At 38.8% G+C, this 23,620-nt stretch carries 19 protein-coding genes and 2 pseudogenes; 17 read left to right on the forward strand and 4 right to left on the reverse strand.

What is annotated here, in order from left to right; all coding sequences use genetic code 11:
- Positions 1-29: 29 nt before the first annotated feature.
- From ACO1D1_RS11200 to ACO1D1_RS11250, 11 genes and pseudogenes are all read left to right on the forward strand, one after another.
- Positions 30-554, forward strand: coding sequence for a type 1 glutamine amidotransferase domain-containing protein (locus tag ACO1D1_RS11200; RefSeq protein WP_423335994.1), 525 nt, complete (start codon positions 30-32; stop codon positions 552-554).
- A gap of 184 nt (positions 555-738) precedes the next feature.
- Positions 739-1,278 (forward strand): CueP family metal-binding protein, encoded by a 540-nt coding sequence (locus ACO1D1_RS11205; protein WP_423335995.1) that lies wholly within the window; start codon positions 739-741, stop codon positions 1,276-1,278.
- Between the two features lie 350 nt (positions 1,279-1,628).
- Entirely contained in the window at positions 1,629-2,126 is a 498-nt protein-coding gene (locus ACO1D1_RS11210) for a DoxX family membrane protein (RefSeq protein WP_423335996.1), read from the forward strand.
- Between the two features lie 343 nt (positions 2,127-2,469).
- Complete coding sequence (locus tag ACO1D1_RS11215) at positions 2,470-3,321, forward strand: lysostaphin resistance A-like protein (protein ID WP_423335997.1); 852 nt, start codon at positions 2,470-2,472, stop codon at positions 3,319-3,321.
- A gap of 29 nt (positions 3,322-3,350) precedes the next feature.
- Positions 3,351-3,704: pseudogene (locus ACO1D1_RS11220) on the forward strand (Crp/Fnr family transcriptional regulator); the annotation flags it as partial.
- Positions 3,705-4,458: 754 nt separating this feature from the next.
- On the forward strand, positions 4,459-5,763 hold the full coding sequence (locus ACO1D1_RS11225; protein ID WP_423335998.1) for a DUF2399 domain-containing protein: 1,305 nt from the start codon (positions 4,459-4,461) through the stop codon (positions 5,761-5,763).
- Positions 5,739-7,163, forward strand: a complete 1,425-nt coding sequence (locus ACO1D1_RS11230; protein ID WP_223820884.1) for a hypothetical protein — start codon at positions 5,739-5,741, stop codon at positions 7,161-7,163. Before ACO1D1_RS11225 ends, ACO1D1_RS11230 begins: the two co-directional genes overlap by 25 nt.
- Positions 7,147-7,827 (forward strand): hypothetical protein, encoded by a 681-nt coding sequence (locus ACO1D1_RS11235; protein WP_149872584.1) that lies wholly within the window; start codon positions 7,147-7,149, stop codon positions 7,825-7,827. Before ACO1D1_RS11230 ends, ACO1D1_RS11235 begins: the two co-directional genes overlap by 17 nt.
- 11 nt (positions 7,828-7,838) lie before the next feature.
- Positions 7,839-11,030, forward strand: coding sequence for a chromosome segregation protein SMC (locus ACO1D1_RS11240; RefSeq protein ID WP_423335999.1), 3,192 nt, complete (start codon positions 7,839-7,841; stop codon positions 11,028-11,030).
- A 133-nt stretch (positions 11,031-11,163) separates the two neighbouring features.
- On the forward strand, positions 11,164-11,838 hold the full coding sequence (locus tag ACO1D1_RS11245; protein WP_149868691.1) for a uracil-DNA glycosylase: 675 nt from the start codon (positions 11,164-11,166) through the stop codon (positions 11,836-11,838).
- A 226-nt stretch (positions 11,839-12,064) separates the two neighbouring features.
- Positions 12,065-12,868, forward strand: coding sequence for an SDR family NAD(P)-dependent oxidoreductase (locus tag ACO1D1_RS11250; RefSeq protein ID WP_149868692.1), 804 nt, complete (start codon positions 12,065-12,067; stop codon positions 12,866-12,868).
- 153 nt (positions 12,869-13,021) lie between these two features.
- On the opposite strand, the gene ACO1D1_RS11255 is transcribed toward ACO1D1_RS11250, so the two are convergent.
- Entirely contained in the window at positions 13,022-13,621 is a 600-nt protein-coding gene (locus ACO1D1_RS11255; RefSeq protein WP_423336000.1) for a TetR/AcrR family transcriptional regulator, read from the reverse strand.
- Positions 13,622-13,858: 237 nt separating this feature from the next.
- Between ACO1D1_RS11255 and ACO1D1_RS11260 the strand changes: the two genes are divergently transcribed.
- From ACO1D1_RS11260 to ACO1D1_RS11275, 4 genes are all read left to right on the forward strand, one after another.
- A complete protein-coding gene (locus ACO1D1_RS11260; RefSeq protein ID WP_423336001.1) occupies positions 13,859-14,614 on the forward strand; it encodes an SDR family NAD(P)-dependent oxidoreductase in 756 nt (251 codons plus the stop codon).
- Between the two features lie 71 nt (positions 14,615-14,685).
- On the forward strand, positions 14,686-15,948 hold the full coding sequence (locus ACO1D1_RS11265) for an MFS transporter (protein WP_423336002.1): 1,263 nt from the start codon (positions 14,686-14,688) through the stop codon (positions 15,946-15,948).
- Between the two features lie 557 nt (positions 15,949-16,505).
- On the forward strand, positions 16,506-16,820 hold the full coding sequence (locus ACO1D1_RS11270) for a hypothetical protein (RefSeq protein WP_423336003.1): 315 nt from the start codon (positions 16,506-16,508) through the stop codon (positions 16,818-16,820).
- Between the two features lie 252 nt (positions 16,821-17,072).
- Complete coding sequence (locus ACO1D1_RS11275; protein WP_149868696.1) at positions 17,073-17,294, forward strand: YdbC family protein; 222 nt, start codon at positions 17,073-17,075, stop codon at positions 17,292-17,294.
- Positions 17,295-17,475: 181 nt separating this feature from the next.
- Here ACO1D1_RS11275 and ACO1D1_RS11280 read toward each other — a convergent pair whose 3' ends face one another.
- Both ACO1D1_RS11280 and ACO1D1_RS11285 read right to left on the reverse strand, forming a co-directional pair.
- On the reverse strand, positions 17,476-18,447 hold the full coding sequence (locus tag ACO1D1_RS11280; protein ID WP_423336004.1) for a TRM11 family SAM-dependent methyltransferase: 972 nt from the start codon (positions 18,445-18,447) through the stop codon (positions 17,476-17,478).
- 507 nt (positions 18,448-18,954) lie between these two features.
- Positions 18,955-20,007 (reverse strand): M14 family zinc carboxypeptidase, encoded by a 1,053-nt coding sequence (locus tag ACO1D1_RS11285; RefSeq protein ID WP_423336005.1) that lies wholly within the window; start codon positions 20,005-20,007, stop codon positions 18,955-18,957.
- Positions 20,008-20,630: 623 nt separating this feature from the next.
- Here ACO1D1_RS11285 and ACO1D1_RS11290 point away from each other — a divergent pair.
- The gene (locus ACO1D1_RS11290; RefSeq protein ID WP_149868699.1) at positions 20,631-21,752 is read left to right on the forward strand and encodes an NADH-dependent flavin oxidoreductase; all 1,122 of its coding nucleotides are present in this window, start codon (positions 20,631-20,633) and stop codon (positions 21,750-21,752) included.
- An 81-nt stretch (positions 21,753-21,833) separates the two neighbouring features.
- Entirely contained in the window at positions 21,834-21,974 is a 141-nt protein-coding gene (locus ACO1D1_RS11295) for a hypothetical protein (protein ID WP_423336006.1), read from the forward strand.
- A 1,229-nt stretch (positions 21,975-23,203) separates the two neighbouring features.
- Here the strand turns inward: ACO1D1_RS11295 and ACO1D1_RS11300 are convergent.
- Positions 23,204-23,620 (reverse strand): annotated as a pseudogene (locus ACO1D1_RS11300) (NERD domain-containing protein); the annotation flags it as partial.

Here is a 23,620-nt window from a genome sequence, read left to right on the forward strand (position 1 = left end):
GCTAATGAATTCAGAAGGGAATAGATGATATGAAATTACAAGGAAAGAAAGTTATCAGCCTGCTGCATCATGATTTTGAAGACTTAGAGCTATGGTATCCGATTTACAGACTTCGCGAAGAAGGTGCCGTCGTCCATCTTGCTGGAGAAGAGGCCGGCAAAGAATATACGGGGAAATATGGAGTGCCTGCTCACTCGGATTACGCTTATGGTGATATTAAAGTTGATGATTATGATGCAATATTAGTACCTGGGGGATGGGCTCCGGATAAAATCCGCCGATTTCCAGAAGTGCTTTCTTTAATACAGGAAATGGATGCAAGTGAAAAGGTAATTGGCCAAATTTGTCATGCTGGCTGGGTACTCATTTCTGCAAAGATTCTTAATGGAAAAAAAGTAACAAGTACACCGGGGATACGGGATGATATGGAAAATGCAGGAGCAATTTGGAATGACGAGCCTGTAGTCACAGATGGTCACCTCGTATCAAGCCGCCGTCCGCCGGATCTTCCTGATTATATGAGAGAATATATCCGTGTCTTGGAACAAAAATAGAAGAGTTATTAAATGACTAGTGTACCTGACCCCAAATGCGGTTAAGCTTTAATACGCCGGGAGTCAGGTATTACTATTTTGAAAAGGAATTAAATATAATGAAGACTTTGTGACGTTAATAGGGTGGGGGGGTTTAGTATGATATAATAGTTTATATCATGAGACAAGGAGGGAATACCGTTAAATGAAATTTAAAACAGTTGCGTTTACTTTTTTATTGGCTGCCGTTATGTTAGCCGGTTGTAGTGGAAAAAGTACGGATGAAGGAAGTTCATTAAAAGAAAATGCAGCAAGTGACATTAAGGAAATGGTTCACGACTATAGCACAGGTAGCATTAAAGCCAAGAATGCCTCCATTACTTCACAGCAACTACTAGTGACTGATAGTAAAGGAAAAGAGTCGGCATATGACTTGCCTAATGATGAATTTTTTGTGTCTATTGCTCCTTACGTCGAACAAACTCATCCTTGAACGAATCATAGCTTGACAGGTTGTCAAGGTGAACTGGCGAATAAAGAGTTTCAAGTCTACATCGAAGATACAGACGGCAATGTGGTGCTGGATGAAAAAGTTCAGACCCAAGCTAATGGATTTATCGATTTCTGGCTGCCACGTGATAAAACATATCAGATAAAGTTTGGGTATGATGGAAAAAAGGCAGAATCAAAGATAGCCACTTTTGAAGGTGATCCTACTTGCATTACAACGATGCAGCTTAATTAGTGGATTACTTAGTTAATTTGAGCCATAAATATGAACCAAAAAGGTCAGTCCATGTGCGGAAACTGACCTCTTTTTAACCGATTTTTGAAATTTCCTTTATCTCCTGACTCAAACCTGCTGTTCACTTTTTATTCATATTTCCAACTTTAATATGTTAATAATCTGTGAAAGTCGTTGCCATTTGAATCCAAATTGCGTATATTTAAAGTGTAGAGAAGATAGTGAAAACAATCACAAACTTCACTACAAAAACCAGCTGGCTTAGCAGCCCCTTAACGAAAGGGGACACAAAAATTTTTTTCAATAAACTTGTGAAATGTTTCACAAGAAAATAATAGGAGATGATTGTGATGAGATGGTTCAAAACCCCTCTAGCAGCAGGTGTGTGGACAGTTTTACGAATATGGCTTGGCTTACAATGGGTTGAGGCAGGTTTTCATAAAATAACAGGCGGATTTGATGCTGCCGGATTCTTAAAAGGTGCGTTAGCAAATGCAACAGGTGATCATCCAGCAGTACAAGGATGGTATGCAGAGTTCTTACAACAATTCGCCATGCCAAACGTTCATATCTTCAACGTACTAATCCCTTGGGGAGAATTACTTGTTGGTATTGGTTTAATCGTCGGTCTAGCAACAATTCCAGCTTTAATCGCCGGAGCCTTCATGAACTTAAACTTTATGTTAGCAGGTACAACAAGCACTAATCCAATCCTTTATACAGCAGCAATGATTCTCTTATTCGCAGGTGCCGGTGCTTACTACTTTGGACTTGACCGATTTGCAGTCCCATTTATTAAAGAGTATTTTAAAAAAGGTAATAAAAAGCTTACCGAAATTACCCGATAGCAGTAAGGAGTTCTAATACTGTATACCTCTCTTAGAACTCACTCTAAAGATAATATCCCCTTTTAAGATTTAAGAAGCAGGGTTCCCCCTGCTTCTTCTATTTGTATGGTTTTTACCTCAAATGTGCTCTCCATTCGTTCGGTACACTGGCTTAATTTTTGATTGAATCTATCTAAATCTTATTCAAGAAATCCAGTCATCGTGATGAATCCGGGAGCAGTTATTTAATAAAGTATATTGATGATGTGTTCACAGATTTTTAGATCAGGAAAAGCTTCCAAACTGACATATAAAAGAAATAGTTGGAATATTAATTACAAACTTGAAAAGAGGAGCTAGGCGTATGCATTGGGGAAAAATAGTAATGCATAGTTTCATCTTGGTTTTCTTGTTTTTGGGAGTAGTTATTTTAGTGAATCCGCTGACGGATGGGATTGATCATGGTACGGTTCGACTGATTGTAAAAGAACTTATACGGATAGGGATTACTGTTGGATTGTTTTGGTTGTATGCGAGACTGTTCTTTAAAAAAACGAGTGCACATTTTAGGATTCATAAACAATTCAAATTAGGGAAGCTATGGGTTATGGTTGGGTTAGCCATGCCTCTTACAGTGATTGCATTTTATGTAGTAACACAATCCATTGATTTTGAAAGGCAAGACCAACTTTCTCTTAGTACAGTGCTAACAATTATCATTGGATCATTGATTACGGCCTGCTCTGCTGGTGTGACTGAAGAGATTGTGTTCCGCGGCTATTTATTTAAGTTAATCGAAGACAAATGGAATGCTGCCACTGCTGTTTTTGTAACTTCCATCTTATTTGGTGTACTTCATTTACTCACGGTTAGTGGCTTTCAGCTAATTGATTTAGGCTTGATTCTTTTAGCAGGTACGTTAGTCGGCATGATTTTTTCGCTAATCGTCTATAAGACTGGGACTGTATGGAATGCTGTCGTGGTGCATATTATATGGAACTTTTTCCTTAACTCCAATATAGTACAATTTGTTTCGGAAGCTGGCGAAGATCATTCCTCGCTAGTTTTGTTCAAGTTTGAATGGGACAATGTTTGGATAACTGGCGGTACTTTTGGTATTGAAGCTTCTATTCCCGCTGTTGGACTGTATGTCTTAACTATAGTCTGGCTGGTCTTTCACAAGCCTGAATCCATAGAAAATTCTATAACGTATTAAGAAGCATATCAAATTTTTATTAGGAACATGCAACAGGCGAACATCCAGCAGTACAAGGATGGAATGCTGAGTTCTTACAACAATTCGCCATGCCAATCGTTCATATCTTCAACGTACTAATCCCTTGGGGAGAATTACTTGTTGGTATTGGTTTAATCGTCGGTCTAGCAACAATTCCAGCTTTAATCGCCGGAGCCTTCATGAACTTAAACTTTATGTTAGCAGGTACAACAAGCACTAATCCAATCCTTTATACAGCAGCAATGATTCTCTTATTCGCAGGAGCCGGTGCTTACTAAGTTGGACTTGACCGATTTGCAGTTCCATTTATCAAAGGTTATTTCAACAAAGGTCATGTAAAACCTGCAGAAATTACCCGATAGCTGTTATAAATTTAAATAACGTAACTTAATAACCATGGAAAATCAGGCAATCGTTCAGACTGCCTGATTTTTTATTTATTCTTATTAGGATCTTTTTAGGATTATCAGCTGAGACGATCGTGTACGAAGTATGGATTCCAATTAGGGGTATTGGATGCATTTGTGATGAAAAACTTGAGTGAAATGAATCCAATAGTGGGTATTGGATTCATTTTGGATGAAAAACTTGAGTGAAATGAATCCAATAGGGGGTATTGGATGCATTTTGGATAAAAATCTTGAGTGAAATGAATCCAATAGGGGGGATTGGATTCATTTTGGATAAAAAATTTAAGTGAAATGAATCCAATAGGGGGTATTGGATGCATTTTGGATAAAAATCTTAAGTGAAATGAATCCAACAGTGGGTATTGGATGCAATTTGGATAAAAATCTTGAGTGAAATGAATCCAACAGTGGGTATTGGATGCAATTTGGATAAAAATCTTGAGTGAAATGAATCCAACAGTGGGTATTGGATGCAATTTGGATAAAAATCTTGAGTGAAATGAATCCAATAGAGAGCATTGGATTCATTTTTGATGAAATTCCTGAGCATACTGAATCCAATAAGTAGTCGCACACGGTATTTTATTGGTTTCACCACTAATACCGCCCGCCTTTGCCCCCACAAGAAATTTCCTAATGATACCTCAAACTTTTACCCAATTAGTTTGTTAAAATAATATTATAAAAGGATAGTTGAGGTATCGATATGTTAGAAGAGTCATTTCATCACTATATTAAAGATTTTATTCTTAAAAGCGGCGAGGAGCTGGAGTGGGGTCAACCCAATTACGATAACTTTTTACTAGAAGCAAAGATTATCAAACGTTCAGAGCGAACTTATCGTATTCTCGGGCTTTTAACATTATCTATCCAACCCGATAAAGTAATAGAAACGGCAAACGATCATAAATTAGATACTTTAAAATTTACCCCCCGGAAAAAAGTAAATTTAGATGATGACGATCGTCAGACATTTAGATGGCTGGAGGATGGGTGGATTTTGAAGGAAGTTCGGTTTGAGAAAGATGAGAAAACAGTCCGTTCTTCCCATTATCGGATGGGGTTTCGATTGTACCAATATGAACAATTAAAGCTTCAACAAAAGACGGATCAAATTCGTCAGGAATTTCTGCAGCTTAAGAACCAAATTCTAGCAACTCAAGATTGTGAAAAACTTTCAGATAAAAAAGAGCTTGGATTACAAAATATAGTGAACAAAGTGAATCAGCTTAACGAGAATGAATTAAGCTCATCGGACTTTTTTCCACAAAAGTGGCATTTGGGCAGCAGGTTAAAGTATCTACACTTTGTCAATGCCTTTAGTCAATTATGTCTTCACAAGAAGGAATTTGATTGGAAAGAAATCGGTGCAGCCTATTTTCAAAAAATTGGTGGGTCAAAGGAATTTGATTCCTACAAACAAGAGTTTATTGACCATTTAGAAGAGTGGGCCAATGTTCCGGCAGTTGAGTTAGGCTTAACAAGCCTCGGTCAAATTACGCCAGTTTTTTTCGCTGGACAGTTGAGCGGGAGATACGCTGCCTATGATTGGGGGCCCGTTCATGCCTTAACGAATTTATCGATAGCAAATGAAGCGTACCGAACAAAAGCAACGACGCTTTGGCTGGTTGAAAATCGCGCGATCCTTACGCGAATGGCTGCTGCTGAGCATTTCCTAAAGGAAACCAATTCTCTCATCATTTGTGTTGATGGGCATGTCCGTTCCGCTCACAAAAATGCCATTGTACAACTCCTCGATAATAGCGATATTAAACAAGTGCTGATATGGTGTGACTACGATCGGGATGGCCTGCAAATCTCAAAAGAAATCCACGCAACAGTCTATAAACACAAGAATCTTACGATAAAGTTCATTTTGCCGGAGCAGCAAGTGATCTGTGACTGGTTCCAATTTGAACAATGTTTAATAAACTTTTTAGAAAATAACAGAATGGAGCAGGAACAAATGATGGGAGGTGTAGATCATTGGAAAAAGTGGATACAGGATTAATCTCTATATTTCAAACAACGGGATCGGCACCGGAAATGATGCAGTCGATGAAAGATATTTCGTCATTAGCAGGAGTTCTAAGTGATTTAGGGGCTCAAAACTTCTTTCAAACACCAGGAGAGATTTTACGATTTCTAAGGCTCATTCAACTTTTAAATGAAGAGGCACTTGGCCTTGATGATCCGATTGAAAATGAAGAAACCGTCTATTATCGTTATCGAAATCGTTACGATGACACAGAACCCCCTTCAAAAAAAAGGGTTGAACAAATCATTAATGTATTAGTAAAAAATAATTGGATTTCGAAACAAACGAGAAAAATCAAAATGCGGGATGTCGGAAAGCGGATGATGGATGCACTTATCCGCCTTGCCAACGATTCACTTGCTTATTATATGAATGATGATATCGGCCGATCATTATTTCAAGCAAGGCGTGATGCAGAAATTAGCGAGGCATACGATGACAATGGAATTTCTGGAGGAAACAAAATTGCCAGCATGATTCGAAATGTGGAAAATGCGATTGCCCTTTTAAGAGAACGCGAGTTAGAGATGCTCGCGGACCGCAATGCACTGCCGCAACTTGAGCTGATTCATCAATTAATGAAGGAATTAGAGGTAAAGTTAGAGGAGCGGTTAAGACAATTCCAAACAGTTGAAGACAGTTTAGTACTTACTGATTTGATGCAAAGGGGGACGGCTGTTCTCGCTGAAGGGACGAACCTTAGTTTAGGAATGATCAATAAGTATGTGAAGTTCACAAATATGCAAAAAACACCGTTAACATCGACAATTCAACCTGAGAAAGTCCGCGCCTTCATTTCAAAAATGTTTGATCCCCCGCTCGATTCCGATATTCCTAATGCCCATCAGTTATTAAGCTTTATGGAGCAAAATCAATATGAGGATGAGGCGATTGACGGGTTGTGGATCCCGGTTAAGTTCGCTTCACCATTAGCTTCAACTGCCATTGAAGAGGCGATCTGGTATTTAGAGACATATGAACCAGTGGTTGATCCAATCGTTGATGAAGAGGAAGCGGTAGAATATTCAACAGAGGAATTGTCAGAGGATGAGCTGGAGAATTTAATGGGCGAATCAAACTGGCTACTGACAAAGAACATGATTGATACAACAGCTATTGAAGCTTTTTTTGAAAAACAGGAGGAAGCACCGCTCGAGCAGGTGATTATTGAAGCCACCACCGATCAGTGGAGTGACGCCATAAATGCTTTGACAGCCATTTCGGCGTTAGTTAGTAATAAAAAGGTAACAGTGGAAACTGGAGAACAAGAACGCAAGATTTACGATAAAAAATGGGAGTGGATGAGGGATGGAGATGGATCAGACATTATTAAACGGAGAAACTCTGTCAAAAGAGATGAAAAATCCGAATGATTCCGCAGATATAAATGTAAATCCATTAAACGTCATGCAGTCAATTAGAGGGATTTTAACTCAAGAAGAGGAGTTAACATTTATGAATATTCTCTTCTCTTCATCGGCTTCGATTCGATCCGGAAATTTTGGTTTACCCCGTAAAGAAGTTGAAAAGCAGCTTGGCCTATCAGCTGATGACACCAGGTTTTTCTCTTTTATTACAAGGGTCAATCAAGCAATCAGCCGTTATTTTCAATTAATTTATGATAAAAAACGCGACCAAGTAGTAGCACTGATGAGGGTACCAGCTCAATCCGCACGCAACACCTTATCAAAAGAAAGTTTGGCGATTTTACTGTATATGTTTTACCAGCAAGAGGTATTGCAGCATGAATTTACACTATTTGACCAATTATTAGAGGCACTCGGGCACGAAACGAAAAAAGCAAACCAAAGAGTACTACTTAATATAGATCCTTTAAAGAAAATCGGTGCGATTGAAGATTATGAAACGAATTCATCTGAGAGAGCCTTTCAACTTACAGCAATTGGCGTGCATCTTTTTTCTGATTCGTTCTTGCGTCGAACGGCAGAATTCAGTCAGTCAAACCAGTTGAACAAAGAAGAAGTATTGAAATTTTTTAAACGATATAACTTATATCAGAAAGGAGAAGGCGAATGATCCCTTGGAGAATGTCATTTTCAGGTATTCGAGATTATCGGCCGGAGCAAATTGATTTATCTGGAATAGACCAGCATATTATGATCACAGGTCCAAATGGTTCAGGTAAATCAACGATCACGTATTGCATGGGGGCGGTTCTTTATTCTTCAAAAGTTGATGTGGAAGGGTTAAAATCTCGAAATCTATTGCCAGATCAAACCTGGAAAGCGCAAATATCTATCGTATTCAAAAATAATGGCCAGATGAAAATAGACGCTGCCACCTTTATTCAATTTACATTACGAATGGTCCAAGAACCTGGGCAGCCGATTAAAAAAGAGTATTCCATCTCAACAGGCGAAGAGATGGATCAGTGGGAACAACCCATTAAATATTCGTCAGGGGATCGTCAATTTAATTTTTCCGCCTATAAGAAAGATCTGCTCTACAAATATAAAATTGACCCCGATGCCTATTATCTCATTTGGTATCAACAAGAGGTGAATCAATTTGCCGTTATGAACCCGGAAGAACGGTTTCGGATTTTTAGCGAGATGCATGGAATTGATCAAACGCAGCGCGAATGGGAAGAAAGTATTGAAAAACTTAAGGAAACAACGGAAACTCTTAAAACAGCTAAGTTTAGTGTGGATAACAAAAAATTAGAACTTCAAATCAAAAAGGCTGATTTAGAAAGGTTTAAAAGTAATCAAGAACGTCTATTACATGGTGCAAGGGAATATTCAGAATCTCTTTTATTATTAGAATCAGCTTTGAAAAAAGAGATGAATAGTTTAGAAGGAATCATGGTGGAACTATACTCTGATATGGAAGAAACGAAGGATGCTATCTCCACCAAGCAAGATGAAAAAGAAAAATTGATCGATCAATCGAAAAAGCTGCTAATTGAAAAAGGTGAGTTAGAAGGCCGGCTGGAAGAGGCAGATGCATTACTGGAAACAATAAATGAGGAAATTCAGGTTAAAAGGCAGTCCATCGCCGAGCTGGAAAACGAACTTGAAGATTTAACAAAGCGAAAGAACCAAATTACCCGTACAGAAAAACAAGTGCAGGAAGAGTTAGATCGGTTGGGCAAAGCAATCAATGACACCAGCAACCGACTTGATGAGGTTAAAAGGCAGCATGAACAGTTGGACTTGTCGCGCAGTGATTTACTGATGGAAATCGCAAAATTAAATTATCAAGTGAAAGAAGACGAGCGATTATATGGTGAGCATAGTGAAAGATTAGCTGAATATAAAAGCAGTCATGACGTATCGATGACCATTACGAAACTAGATGAAGAAATTAACGCCTTTAAAAATGAAAAATTGAGCGTCTCAAATGAACTTCATGAGTTGAAAACAGAGCAGGACTCCTTACTGGAAAATCGTGATCTATCTAAGCGTCAAAGTGATTCGTTAGCCTTTCTTCGTTTGCGAAATATTAAAGCCTATTCTCTTCGTGAATTGGTGGAATTGGACGAACAGGCACAATTAAAAGACGAACGGCTATTTCATGCGATTAAGTATACGATCTTTTTTCAAGGAAAACAGATTGACCCCCCTAATGATCTTTACCACGTTCCATTAATGGAGACGGTACCTGACCGTTCTGTAGATGTGCTACCTGAACTGCATCTGAAAATCAAGGATGGTTTGAAGGATGAAGATATTCCACATGCACTCAAAGCACTGTGGTGGGTAGGGCAATTTTTCAAAAACGGTCCATTTAAGATACTGAATGGGAGCTTACATGATCCGATGGGGATCCGTGGACCACAGGAAAAAGAGCGTTATATTCTAAGTAAGAAGGCATTGGCGGCCAGAAGAAAAGAAGTGGACAGGCTCATCGACAAATATGAATCCAGGCTGATGCAATTAAATGAACTCATTGGCAGTCACACTAAAAAATCACAAGAATTAAATCGGATTATTCAGTCTGTAAGAGAAGCGGAAGCGTTTATGGCAATGGATTATGAGCGTCAAAGCCGTATCAAGCGATCAGAAGAGGAGAACAAAAGATTAGCAGATATTCAGAAATTGTTAAGAGAACTTGATGGTAAAAGGATGAGTCTGCATGTCCATTTGCAACAACTTCAAGATAAACAGGGTATCCTAATGGATGAAGAAGCCTTTTACGAAGAGCTTGGAAAAATGAAGGGGAAATATGACCAGTTAATAACTCTACAAGCCCAGTTCACTGCGTTTAAGACTCAGCATGATGAGCAGGTTGCTCTTTTAGAAGGACTTGAAGATGAGCTTATTAAGCTGGAAAGCAGGATGAAAAAGCTGAAACGGAATGAAGAACAACTGGCTGATGAAATAGAAAGTTTTCATGCTGGGCTGAATTCAATTTCCAAACAACTGAATACTAAAAAGGAAGAAAAGGATGTAACAGCCCAACAGCTTGTGGATTATATAAAAGAAATAACAGAAATAAAAGATCTAGTTCCGCACATTTTTTCAGAGATTGCTATTGAACCTATTCCTGATGTAATCCCATCCATGACAAACTTAAAAAATCAGCGGGAAAACGGGAAAATAATATTTGACGCTGCTAGAAGGGAGCCTGGTATTGACCCTGCAGCACCTGAAAATTATGAAGCCGTTAAGTTCGAGTTTGAACGAATAGACAATGAATACAAGCGTACGAATATCTTACTCGATCAAGATAGAGAGCGTGCAGAGCAATTAAAGGACAAGCTAGAAACGACCATTAATATGCGGGTCACGGAAATTCGAAGAAGATTTCAGTCGTATATGAGTCATTTTCAATTTGAAGGCGAAGTCGATTGGGAGTCATCCGAGGATAAAAGAGGAAGAACACATTTCAAGCTGTTCATAAAAGCACGAAAAGAAGGTCACCGAGGGTCAATGGAGGATGTCAGTACAAAGGCCCGCGGAGGAAAGGTTGGTAAAGGGGTATCAGGGGGAGAAGAATCACTTAGCTCACTGCTTTTTGCTTTGGCCCTGTTACAAAACTTATCCTTTAAACCAGGGTTCATTGTGCTGGATGAATTCGACAGCGCTTTGGACGAAAACCGCAAATTAAAAGTGTTTAACTTATATGTACAAGAATTAAATAGAAAGTTGATCATCCTTACGCCAAAATCGCATGAAGAACATTACCTAAAGCGCTTCTCAAAGGCATTAGTTGTTCAACATGACCCTTCCATTCCTTCTAGTAAAATAGTGGGTATTGTGAAGAAGGATTCATAGTACGGTGAAACTCAACTACTCTTTCTACTCGTTTTTATGGTAATGAGGTCCCGATTCTTATCGAATTCATCAACCAACACTTCGATCGTAAATAATTGAATGAATATCAACAATAGAAATGAGAGTGGAAGAAATGGCTATTTTGAAAAATGATTGGGCGCCTTTGCTTGAAGAAGAATTTGAGAAACCCTATTACCAGCGATTGAGGAACATACTGCTAGATGAATACCAAACAAAAGTGGTGTATCCGGAGCAAAATGATATTTATAATGCATTGCATTTTACTTCATATGACGAAACGAAAGTAGTTATTATTGGTCAAGACCCTTATCATGGCCAAGGACAGGCCCACGGATTAAGTTTTTCAGTTAAGCCGGGTGTACGGATTCCTCCCTCATTGAAAAATATCTATAAGGAGCTGCAAACTGATTTGGGATGCCAGATCCCAAATAATGGGTACCTGGTAAAATGGGCGAAGCAGGGAGTATTGATGTTGAATGCGGTTTTAACCGTACGGGCAGGAAGCCCAAACTCACATAAAGGCCTGGGTTGGGAAGAGTTTACTGATAAAGTAATTGAAGAATTGAATCAAAGAGAGAAACCAGTTGTTTTTATCCTTTGGGGAAATTTCGCACAACAAAAACAACAGCTCATCACTTCATCAAGGCATTTCATCATAAAGTCGCCACATCCCAGCCCATTTTCCGCCAATAAGGGCTTTTTTGGGAGTAAACCATTTTCCAAAACCAATGCGATTTTACGCGATTTAGGGATGAAGGAAATTGACTGGCAGATACCAGATTTATAGCCGGTACCCACATAACAGTTCGATCGGGTATGTCTTATCTGTCGCTTTTTTACACTTGTACTTGATAACTTGACCGACTATTACACGATTTCACACGTAAGTGCTATGAGATGGGTGAACTGCCCTCCTGCCTCTCAGTGTTTTTTATATCGATTGTTTTTGCAGCTGGATTAGAGTATACTTTCTCATCGGTCAGTAAAATTAATCGAAAAAGGGGTTTTGAGTGATGTCAAGAGTTGACGGAAAAGTTGCGTTAATAACAGGAGGAGCTTCCGGCATTGGCTTATCAGCGGCCAAGTTACTTGCAAAGGAAGGTGCCAAGGTCGTTATTGGCGATTATAATATTGATGGTGCAAAGGAAGCGGTGGCATCTATTCAAAGCCAGGGTGGAGAAGCAAGTGCTGTATTCTTGGATGCTTCAAAAGAAGAGTCCATTAAAAATGCTGTTCAATTTACAGTTGAACAATATGGTACAATTACCATTCTATTCAATAATGTAGGATTAACAAATTTAAAAAAAGATTTAGATATAGTGAATATTGACCTTGAAGAATGGGACCGCCTAATGGCTGTGAATACGAAGAGTGTTTTACTGGGCAGCAGGTTTGCCATCCCGCATATGATTGAAGCTGGCGGCGGCTCCATTATTAATACTGCTTCCATGTCTGCATTTGCTGCAGATTCTATACGGTCAGCATACGGTGCCTCTAAAGCAGCAGTTGTTAATTTAACTAAATATATAGCTGCGCAATACGGAAAAAGTAACATACGGTGTAACGCGGTTGCTCCAGGATTGATTTTAACTCCTGCAGCTAAAAATAACCTTCAGCCAGAGATTCTGGATTTGTTTGAAAAACATAATGCGCTCCCATATCACGGCGAAGCAGATGATATCGGGTATACGGTGTTATTCCTGGCTTCGGACGAGTCAAAATTCATTACAGGCCAAACTATTCAGGTTGAAGGCGGCCATTACCTTTCTAATCCAACCATGCCTGACTTTAATGAGATGGCGAAAAAGGGAAAATAAAGTTGATCTAACATAAATATAAAAAACAGCAGCCATGGAATATCGGCCGCTGTTTTTTTTGTAAATAGGAGGGGGGCTTTCTGGAATTATCTCTTACAATTGCAGTAATTTTTCGCATGCAGGCTTGTTTCAAAGCGATAGCAGCTTTTAGTTTCAAGGATTAGCTAATAATGGACGCATTACGGTCTCAGCAGAAACGTTAATGTGATAAAAACCTTTAGCATTCCATAAGGTAAGACCTTGTGAGAAAGATAAATAGTACGCGGCTAGTTCCATTGCATCACCCTCTATAAATATTCCATCACGCTGCCCGTCAGAAATAATTATGGAAAGAACTTTTAATGAATCAGAGTACTCTTGTCTAATATTTTGTTTAATTTCTTCAGACAGAAATTCTGCTTGAAGTGCTTCAATAATTAGAATGTGCCGTTCAAGTGCTACCTCTGAAGAACCTGAAAAAGTTAGTGTTGTGAACCAATTAAGCTTGTCATAAGGAGTACCCTTACTATTATTTGCTTCCGTAACAGCCAGTTTAAATTGATCAAGGATATTCACAATAAGTGACACATAAATATCTTCTTTTGATTTGAAGTAATGATAAAGTAATCCATGACTTAAATTTATGGAAGAAGTAATATCGCTAATCTTAGTTCCTGCGAACCCTTTTCGGGCAAATACTTTTAACGCTGCATTGCTAATTTCTTCATATCGTTGATCTCGTATCATTTTAAATTGTTTTTCATTTCTTGCCATATGAAATCTCCATTTTAATTTTTTTCTGTGATTAGTCCAATAACCCTATTATACCATTTACTACTAGATGACCAAATGATTAAGAAATGCCTTCTTGAGTAAATTAAAGGAAAAAAATTCTGATAATAATCTGAAAACCAGTTGTCAATCTTTGGTGGAATTTTATTGATTGACTAGTTAATCAATATTATATATTATTACATTGCTAACGTTATTAAATGCAAAGGGGATAAAAAAGTGAGCAAACTTCAAGGGAAAGTAGCGATTATTACTGGTGGAGCAGGTGGTATTGGTAAAGGAATTGCAACCGCTTTTGTAAAAGAAGGGGCAAGAGTAGCGATTGTAGACCTAAATGCGGAAGCCGGTCATAAAACGATAAAAGAGCTTCAGGAATATCAACGTGAGTCTATTTTTATTCAAGCCAATCTTATGGAGCACGATAACATAGCCGGTATTGTAAAACAAGTTGGAGAAACGTTCGGAAAGATTGATATTTTAGTAAATAATGCTCATGCATCAAAAATGGCCTCTATTGAAGAAACAACTCAAAAGGAATTGGATTTATCATTTAACACTGGATTTTATCCAACATTCTATTTTATGCAAGCAGTGCTGCCTTATTTGAAAGATACAAAAGGTAAAATCATTAATTTTGCTTCAGGTGCCGGAATTAACGGTGATGTAAATCAAGGTTCATATGCAGCGGCTAAAGAGGCGATTCGTGGAATTACTCGTGTAGCGGCAAATGAATTTGGTCCTTTTGGAATTAATGTAAATATCATTTCTCCAATTGCAAAATCAGAGGGAATGCTTCAATGGGCTGATGCGAATCCGGAATACTATCAAGCCATGCTTTCCAAAATTCCGTTAAGAAGACTTGGTGAAATTGAAAGCGATATCGGACGTGTGGCAGTATTTTTAGCGAGTGAAGACTCTGATTATATTACTGGACAAACGATTATGGTTGATGGTGGTTCAATTAAATTACGTTAATGTTCTTTTCACAGGTAATTGATTGCCTGTGAAAAGCTTTTTCAAAACATAAAACAAAGGGAGAAATTATTGTGGGCAAGCAAAAAAAGGGGAAAATCCACTTTGCATGGTGGGTATTACTAGGACTATCTATAATGATTGGTCTTGCAAGAGGTGGAATTAATAATGCAGGGGGATTATTTTTAACCCCAGTTACAAAAGACTTAGGGATTGGTATGGGCAGCCTATCATTATACTTTAGTATTTCATCCATTGTTACTATGCTATTCTTACCGATAGCAGGTAAAATGATGGCGAAATATGATATAAGAGGACTTTTAATCTTTGCTATTATCTTACAAGCAGGTTCCTTTGCGATGTTCGGATTGATGAATTCTGTCTGGGGCTGGTATGTCTTCTCGATTCCAATGGCGATTGGATCTATATTTGTAGCTACAATGGCTGGACCTGTTATCATCAATCGCTGGTTTAAAAAGCACAATGGGCTGGCTATGGGAATTATGATGGCAGCTGTGGGCCTCTTTGGCGCAATCATTCAACCAATGGTCGGTAACTTTATAGCTGAGCATGGGTGGAGAAATGCTTATATAACATTGGGCCTTGTTGTCATTGTCATCGTTATCCCTGTTGTTCTATTGACCATTAGATTGAAACCGGAACAAAAAGGCTTATTACCATATGGGGTTCAAGAAGCAACAACTGAAGGCGGAAAAGCAGCTCCAACTGATAGAGGAGTGACAATGGCTGTCGCTAAAAAATCAATGGCATTTTATTCATTATTAATGTTCTTTTTCTTTATGACAGCGATTGCAAGCTTTGCACAGCATATTGCACCATATGCAATGGGAATTGGATATGATGTTGAATTTGCCGGAAAAGTAATGGGCGCATTTATGATTGGTATGTTAGTGGGAGCATTAGCATTTGGTTTCTTGACAGACAAAATCGGAGCAAGAAATACGGGTGTCTTTTCAATGTTATGTGGAATTGTTGCAATTGGATTATTAATCTTTATTCCTGGGAACGCTGCAATATTTAGTATTGCGATTGGTATTTTTGGATTTGTAACAGCTTCAATCGGAACGTTAGCGCCATTGATAACTACAGCTGTTTTTGGAATGAAAGAATATAGTCAAATTTATGCTACGCTTGGGATCGGCTTAGCTGTCGCAGGCATAGTAGCATTACCGGGCTACGGATACGTGTTCGACTTAACTGGAAGCTACACGCCTGTGTTGTATACAATTATCGTGATGCTGCTTATTAATATCGCGCTTATTATTATGGCTTTCAAAGGCAAAAAGAGACTAGAAGATGCGGGTTCGTGGAATTGATTTGTAGTAAATAGCAAATAGTTATTATTATTGGAAGCGTCAAAGTACAACTCATTGTATTTGACGCTTCTTTCTACTTGAATGTGAATCATCCTAAGCAAAAACAGCTTTACATACCGTTGGTTTAAAATACATATTTTAAGATTTTGCAATTTTGTTGTAAAAATAATAAAAAGCAATCTGTTCACATTTTTGTAGAAAAGATTTTGTAAAGTCGAAATGATTATGAAGGTAAATATGATATAATTTTTTCGAATCTTTCATTCCTCTCTTGTAAAATGGCAATCATCATTTTACACCTTCGATTATGCCTTCTTAAAATGACTCCCTATACTATACTAATTTCAAGATGAATGATGAAACAATCCCAACGTAATTAAACAACCACTTAAATGGATCTTCTAGTTAATCCACGATAACACCCTTTTTTTCTTTTCCCTTCTACCTTAAAAAATAAACCTGAAAGGAGTGATGAATCCAAGCAAACTATTCTTGATGATTTTTCGTATAACTACTGTCTCAGGAAACGAATTACAAATTTTGAAGGAGGATAACCAATGGGCCACGATATTTCAGGATTCAATAAAGCAGGAAAGGAAATTGCTTACGCACGTTTTAGCATGGGGAATTACAATGCTCACATTTTGTATAGTTTACTTGATGCTGAACAATACGATGGAGGGGTTAGTGGAATAGGCGATGAATCTACATTCTCCAAACAACAAATTGAAAAGGCTTTGGATGCCTACAATCAGTTTTTTGGTAATAGTGATGCCCCCTCAGAAAGTGATAATTTACCTTGGGATCAGAAACAAATTCTGAATTTCATCTTAAACTGTCTAGCAACAGCAACGGAGGGAAGAAAAATGTAAGGGTATGTTTTTGCTAATGTATTTTAACATGTTTATTGAATTCCTCTACTTCATTTCTTTTTCCATAACCGACAACAAATAACTATTTCCTCACCATCTTCTGTAAATTATATAAAATTCTTTTAACCACCTCTTAAAAGGACAAGCTAATGAAATAAGTAAAAGTAAAAGAAATTCATTTCTTTTGAATCTCGAGTTCAAGAATGTTGCTGACCCAAGTAGTGATTATGTTTTTTAAAGAAGGGAAAAACAATGGCAGATATTAAATTTGAAATCAAAGAAACAGTGGGGAGCCTATCACAGTCACCTAAAGGCTGGAGTAAAGAACTCAATCTCATTAGTTGGAATGGGAAAGAACCCAAATTCGACTTGCGTGACTGGGCACCTGACCATGAGAAAATGGGAAAAGGTGTTACATTAAGCATTGAGGAATTAAAAGCTTTGAGAGATTTGTTGAATGGGATGGAACTGTAAGGAGAAAAAGGAGCTGATCATTCATCAGCTCCTTTTCAATGTACTGCTTCTCTAACAGATAGAGTTAAGCGCTCAAAATATCAAAAACAGATTCTCTTATAGTGTGGATTACTGAGTTGTTTGAAAGTAATGAAATCCATGCTGATTTACATTCGTGAATGGGTTCCAAGTGGAGCTCAGGTTAATTGCAAACAATCACTTCTCGACTAAATAATCCTTTTTTAGCAATACCACGGTCCTTAATCGAAAAACCTGCTTTTAATAGGATTTCATCGACGGGTTCAACGGTCACCACCACAACTTTGTCAGCGAGCCTACGTGCACTTTGAAGCATTTCTAGTTGTTCCTCCGGGGTGATTACCGAACACAAATTATATGGCAAATCAATAATGGCTACATCATAATGATTGGTGATATCGCGAAGATCAGCTAATTTGATTTCCCCAGTAAGACCAAAGTGTGCCATGTTTTCCCGTGCACCAGGGAGGATAAGCTGATTTCGGTCGCTCCCAACTATGTCGATGCCCATTGATCGGGCTTCAATTAGGACTGTGCCAATTCCGCAGCAGGGATCTATGGCTTTAATCCCTTTTGGATTGGGGATGGCGATATTCACCACCGCTCTGGCAACACGTGTGCTGAGGGCAGTGGAGTATCCATTTGGCTTCTTTTGATGTCGAAACCAAACCGACTCACTTTTCACATACTCACCGAATACCCATCTTCCATTTACATGCATGATGCCAAAAGATTGGTCAGGGTGACGAAGATCTGCTTTTCCGTTGACGTGTATTCCAATCTCACGTTCAATGGCACGTCGTCTCTCGAATCCCTCGTTTTCACTTTTAGTCTGACCATTATTTTTTACATAAATGATTTTAAAAGTTGCTCCGCTTAGTTGTAAAGCTTCCACCTGCTGATAAAGATTGTCCAGGCATTCCGCTTCATATATCACACTTATTCTTTCTTTAATAAAGGGGCTCCGACTTGGATCAATTTTTACGGAGCTTTCCAAGACATTAGATTGGGACACCTTGCCGAATAATGAACGCATTTCCAACGCGCATAATGAGCGTTCATCCTCAGAGCAGGCATAGGTATATATATAGGAAGTTCCTTTTTGTGAAGAAATATCTATGGTGGGATCAATCATTAATTTTTCTATTTTATTTTCACCTCAAGAGTTATCTAAAACCATATATCTATTATACCAAGAAAAGTAGGATTATTTAAAATTACCTTTAGTTGGGTGTGATTGACTTGCTTTTCGTATTTTCATAGATTATTTGGTTATAAAGACATTGAATAAAAAATCTTTTCACCGATACCCTTGAGGCGGGAAGATTTCATAATAAAGAGGAATCTGTTCGTGAAGTTTTGAACCGAAGCTCCAACGCTGATTGGCAATCTTTCTAACCAAGGTAATATTTTTGACAAGGACGCAAATGGGATCATACTGCTTGGACTAGAAGGCGCTCATAGAGAAAATAGGATTGTGCATTGTGGCGGCGATGCAACAGGAAAAAATGTCATAGAATACTTGATTAGTAACCTAACTGAAAATATAAATGGAGGTAATTAGCCTCCATTTTTTCGTTTAAAGGAAAATATTCTTGTCCCCAGTGAACACTGACAGCCATTGTTCGCTGATTCGAGGAGTTTATTCAGTTTCTTCTTCAGATGGACGAGTTGTTTGGGTTGGCAGGGTATTCCAAAAGCTTGTATCAACATTTTCAATTGAACCATCGGCGATGGCTCTCGTTGTTGCATCCAGGGTAGTTATCGTTTGCTTAATCAAATAACCATTGCTTTTTTGTCCGAGAACGTAAGACTCATAGCTGTGATCAGACATGCCGCGCATTTCAAAAAGTAGTGTGGAAATATCGTATTGAACTGCGGCTCCGTTACGGCCAATCGTTTCCTCGGAACCGCCATTATATTTTCCAATATTCCCCCAGCCCTTTGCGTTAATCGCATTAAAAACGACAGATCCTAATTTTTTTGACCTTTCTAGTACTTCCGGCTTTACATTTCTATTTGTCGGATAAAGGATTGAACCTGATACATATTTCCCGTCTATTTCACTTTGAGTTCCTTGATGATGGAGATCAATCATATAATCAATTTTGTATTTTTTTAACACATTATTATGCAAGGCTTGGGTCTCTGGATATATTTTTGCAACATGGTCCCGGTTTAAATCTGCACCAACAGCATTATATCGAGTTAAATGCCTTCCGCCGTCAGCAACATAGTCATCAAGGGAAAAGTTGACATCACCCATGGCTCCATCAGCATTTAACATTGGTATGATAAGGATGTTTACGTTCTCAAGAACTCCCTTCATTTTATTCGTTCCTAAATGTTTAATAAATTCTAGAGCGCCTTCCGTCGTCAGTTGTTCATTGCCATGTTGTTGGGTTAAAAAGAGGATGGTAGGATTGCTTGGGTTAGATATATATTTCGCGAGGTAAATATCACGGCCTTTCACAGTTTGACCGATGATTTCTAGATTCATAGCACTTTGTTTTGCATCTTGGGTTTTAAGGAAATCAACTAGTTCAGTATATGTATGAAGGATTGAAGTCTGGATTGACTCATTCCCGCCATAGCTTGGCCCTTCACCTACTGCCCCAGCATAAGTAGGAGCGCTTACAACCCCGCCGATTGCTATTAAACCAGATAAAGATAATGCAAGGACTTTCTGTTTCATTTAATAACCTCCAATTAATATAATTGTAATAAAATTCGGAAAATTACTACAAGAAGAATATTACATTTAAAATCTCAGCATGTACATAGTGATTAATTACCGAATTGATCATCCTACTATTTTCCTTATTAGGAGAACTTTAGGGTAGAAATAGTTCTTTCGACACGTAACGGGTGACACCCATAAAAATGCGGGGAAAGCAGTAAGTGGAAATTGTTTTGGATGAAGTAGGGAGGACACAACCCAAAAGGGCATTTGGAATTTTAAAGCGATTGTGTAGAGGTTGTCGAAACTATGACATTATTGGGGATTCACAGGTGCTTTTTTGTTGAATTTCTAAACTGTAAATTATAATATTACAGTATCTTTTTAAAAGGACAAAATCAACCGTAAAAAAAGCTTGAACACTATGAAAATGCGTTTAGGCTTTTTTTACAGGTAAACTGTTACTTTTTATATTACATTTTAGGTGGTGGTTTTTTTATAACAAAAGGTAAAGAATGGCTTGATGAAAAGCTCATGACATTAAGAGTGATGCCAATGAAAACAGGCAGGATAAAATGCTTTATTCAGCGCAAAATAGACAAGGTTCTAGAGGAATAATAATGAGGAGTGGATATTCAATGAATTCAAAGTATCAACCACTATTCGAGGAATTTACCTTTAAAAATAATACTAGATTAAAAAATAGAATTGTAATGGCCCCGATGACCAATTTTTCATCCCACCCTGATGGGACGGTTTCAGATCGTGAGGTCGATTATTATGTTCGCAGGTCCAAAGGTGTTGGGATGGTTGTTACAGCTTGTACGTATGTGACACCTAATGGAAAAGGGTTCCACGGGGAATTTGGAGGCGATCATGATGGGATGATCCCAAGCCTAGCGAAACTGGCAAGCAGTATTAAAGAGCAAGGGGCAAAAGCGGTTCTTCAAATTTTTCATGGTGGAAGAGAGTGCCCGCCTGAACTAGTGCCGAATGGAGAAACAGTCAGTGCAAGTGCTGTGGCCTCCGAAGGAAGTGAGAATACTCCTCGAGCCCTAACTGAAAGTGAAGTAAATGACATTATTAAGGCATTTGGGGAGACAACCCTCCGTGCTATTAAAGCAGGTTTTGATGGAGTTGAAATCCATGGCGCAAACGGATACTTAATCCAACAATTCTTCTCTCCACATTCTAACCGCCGTGAAGACCGTTTTGGAGGAAGCTTGGAAAAACGTTTAACATTCCCGCTTGCTATTGTTGACGAGGTTCAAAAAGTGGTAAGAACTTCGGCGAAGGAGCCGTTTATTGTTGGATACCGTTTCTCACCAGAGGAGCAGTCAACACCAGGTATTACGATGGCAGATACGCTAGAGCTAGTAGATGCGCTGTCAGATAAAGGATTAGATTTCCTTCACGTCTCTCTCATGGATTTCTGGTCTGAGCCTAGACGCGGGGTCGAAAATACAAAGATGCGAATCGAGTACCTTTTAGAAAAAATCAACGGGCGGGTCCCGCTTATTGGAGTAGGTTCTATCCATACAGCAGATGAAGCAATAAAAGCTTTGAATACAGGGGTTCCGATGGTGGCTCTTGGTCGAGAGTTGATTATGGAACCAGATTGGGTACAAAAAGTACAAGATGGAAAAGAGTCTGAGATTGTCACCACACTATCGAAGAAGGATCAAGAACAATTGGTCATTCCGGATCCACTTTGGAAAGCGATTATTCATACTCCTGGATGGTTCCCGGTGGTGGATTAATTGCAATAGGGGATTTAGCTCTAGAGGGCAAGCATCAAGGAATTAAATAATGAGGGCGATATTACCGCTGTTCCTACCTTTGTGATTGGATCCGCAAAAATTGCTGGAATTCGTTCAAAAGAGACATTAGAGCAAACCATTGAAGAAGAACAGTTAAAGGTTAATAAAATTGAACGATTAGCGGAAGGAATGTCTCGTGGATTGATAGTAAATTCTTTGTAGAAGTTAATGGTTTCTATTTATGATACGGTGAACCGTATCATAAATAGAAGCAGTTTTATTATTGTTCAAGTTCGGACAAGGAAGAGCATGAAAACAAAGATTGTGTCCGAAGCTGGGGAGCTTCGGACAAGGAAGTGAGAAAAAAGAGAGAGTGTGTACGAAGCCTAGTTGACTTCGGACAAGGAAGAGTATAAAAAGCAAGACTGTGTCCGAAGCCGAGCTGACTTCGGACAAGGATGAGCATAAAAACCAAGAGAGTGTCCGAAGCCGAGCTGACTTCGGACAAAGAAGAGCATAAAAAGCAAGGCTGTGTCCGAAGCCGAGCTGACTTCGGACAAGGAAGAGTATAAAAAGCAAGGCTGTGTCCGAAGCAGGGCTGACTTCGGACAAAGAAGAGCATAAAAAGCAAGGCTGTGTCGGAAGATGAGTTGACTTCGGACAAGGAAGAGTATAAAAAGCAAGGCTGTGTCCGAAGATGAGCTGACTTCGGACAAGGAAGAGTATAAAAAGCAAGGCTGTGTCGGAAGATGAGTTGACTTCGGACAAGGAAGAGTATAATAAGCAAGGCTGTGTCCGAAGCCGAGCTGACTTCGGACAAGGATGAGTATAAAAAGCAAGGCTGTGTCCGAAGCCGAGCTGACTTCGGACAAGGAATAGCATAAAAAGCAAGGCTGTGTCCGAAGATGAGCTGACTTCGGACAAGGAAGAGTATAAAAAGCAAGGCTGTGTCGGAAGATGAGTTGACTTCGGACAAGGAAGAGTATAATAAGCAAGGCTGTGTCCGAAGCCGAGCTGACTTCGGACAAGGATGAGTATAAAAAGCAAGGCTGTGTCCGAAGCCGAGCTGACTTCGGACAAGGAAGAGTATAAAAAGCAAGGCTGTGTCCGAAGCCGAGCTGACTTCGGACAAGGATGAGCATAAAAAGCCAGGCTGTGTCCGAAGCTGAGTTGACTTCGGACAAGGAAGAGCATAAAAAGCAAGACTGTGTCGGAAGATGAGTTGACTTCGGACAAGGATGAGCATAAAAAGCAAGGCTGTGTCCGAAGATGAGTTGACTTCGGACAAGGATGAGCATAAAAACCAAGAGAGTGTCCGAAGCAGGGCTAAGTTCGGACAAGGATGAGCATAAAAACCTAGAGAGTGTCCGAAGCCGAGTCAAGTTCGGACCAGGAAGAGCGAAAAAGTGTGATTACCTCCGAAAATTATTGATTTTCCACCAGAACAAAATTTATATATAATAGCAATCACTTGTTTTTCCAATCGCGGTAAAGTTTTTCTTTAATACCCTGCAAAATGTCCTTTTTGTTAAATTGACGTTGCACCACTCATAAATAGTTGTAGTCGTAATCCTCCGTTCAGGAAATAGTAGCTGAAATTCCTTCACATTCCGCAAAATGGCATCTTCGGTCGTTTCATGCCCTTTACACTTTTTGCAAACAAAAAAATGGTTTTGTAAAGAAACCGAAAAGGAATTACAAAACTTACAATAAATTTTCTTTACCAGCTCCTCATATTGGTAGTGAGGTACCTGTGAAAATGGATTCTTAGTTTGGTGCAAGAATAGCAATTGTTTGGCTAATTCTTCGTGCCCTTCATTTAACTTTGATGATGTAGTATTTATACTCTTTAAAAACCGGTTAACCGT

This window comes from Neobacillus sp. 19 (assembly GCF_049463095.1).
In the GTDB taxonomy this organism is placed as follows: domain Bacteria; phylum Bacillota; class Bacilli; order Bacillales; family Cytobacillaceae; genus Neobacillus.

Coding starts and splice junctions, on each gene's coding strand:
- ACO1D1_RS11240 (WP_423335999.1), top strand. CDS start 7,839: ATGTCATTTTCAGGTATTCGAGATTATCGGCCGGAGCAAATTGATTTA.
- ACO1D1_RS11275 (WP_149868696.1), top strand. CDS start 17,073: ATGGCAGATATTAAATTTGAAATCAAAGAAACAGTGGGGAGCCTATCA.
- ACO1D1_RS11250 (WP_149868692.1), top strand. CDS start 12,065: ATGTCAAGAGTTGACGGAAAAGTTGCGTTAATAACAGGAGGAGCTTCC.
- ACO1D1_RS11215 (WP_423335997.1), top strand. CDS start 2,470: ATGCATTGGGGAAAAATAGTAATGCATAGTTTCATCTTGGTTTTCTTG.
- ACO1D1_RS11255 (WP_423336000.1), bottom strand. CDS start 13,621: ATGGCAAGAAATGAAAAACAATTTAAAATGATACGAGATCAACGATAT.
- ACO1D1_RS11285 (WP_423336005.1), bottom strand. CDS start 20,007: ATGAAACAGAAAGTCCTTGCATTATCTTTATCTGGTTTAATAGCAATC.
- ACO1D1_RS11270 (WP_423336003.1), top strand. CDS start 16,506: ATGGGCCACGATATTTCAGGATTCAATAAAGCAGGAAAGGAAATTGCT.
- ACO1D1_RS11235 (WP_149872584.1), top strand. CDS start 7,147: ATGAAAAATCCGAATGATTCCGCAGATATAAATGTAAATCCATTAAAC.
- ACO1D1_RS11290 (WP_149868699.1), top strand. CDS start 20,631: ATGAATTCAAAGTATCAACCACTATTCGAGGAATTTACCTTTAAAAAT.
- ACO1D1_RS11245 (WP_149868691.1), top strand. CDS start 11,164: ATGGCTATTTTGAAAAATGATTGGGCGCCTTTGCTTGAAGAAGAATTT.
- ACO1D1_RS11200 (WP_423335994.1), top strand. CDS start 30: ATGAAATTACAAGGAAAGAAAGTTATCAGCCTGCTGCATCATGATTTT.
- ACO1D1_RS11225 (WP_423335998.1), top strand. CDS start 4,459: ATGTTAGAAGAGTCATTTCATCACTATATTAAAGATTTTATTCTTAAA.
- ACO1D1_RS11280 (WP_423336004.1), bottom strand. CDS start 18,447: ATGATTGATCCCACCATAGATATTTCTTCACAAAAAGGAACTTCCTAT.
- ACO1D1_RS11210 (WP_423335996.1), top strand. CDS start 1,629: ATGAGATGGTTCAAAACCCCTCTAGCAGCAGGTGTGTGGACAGTTTTA.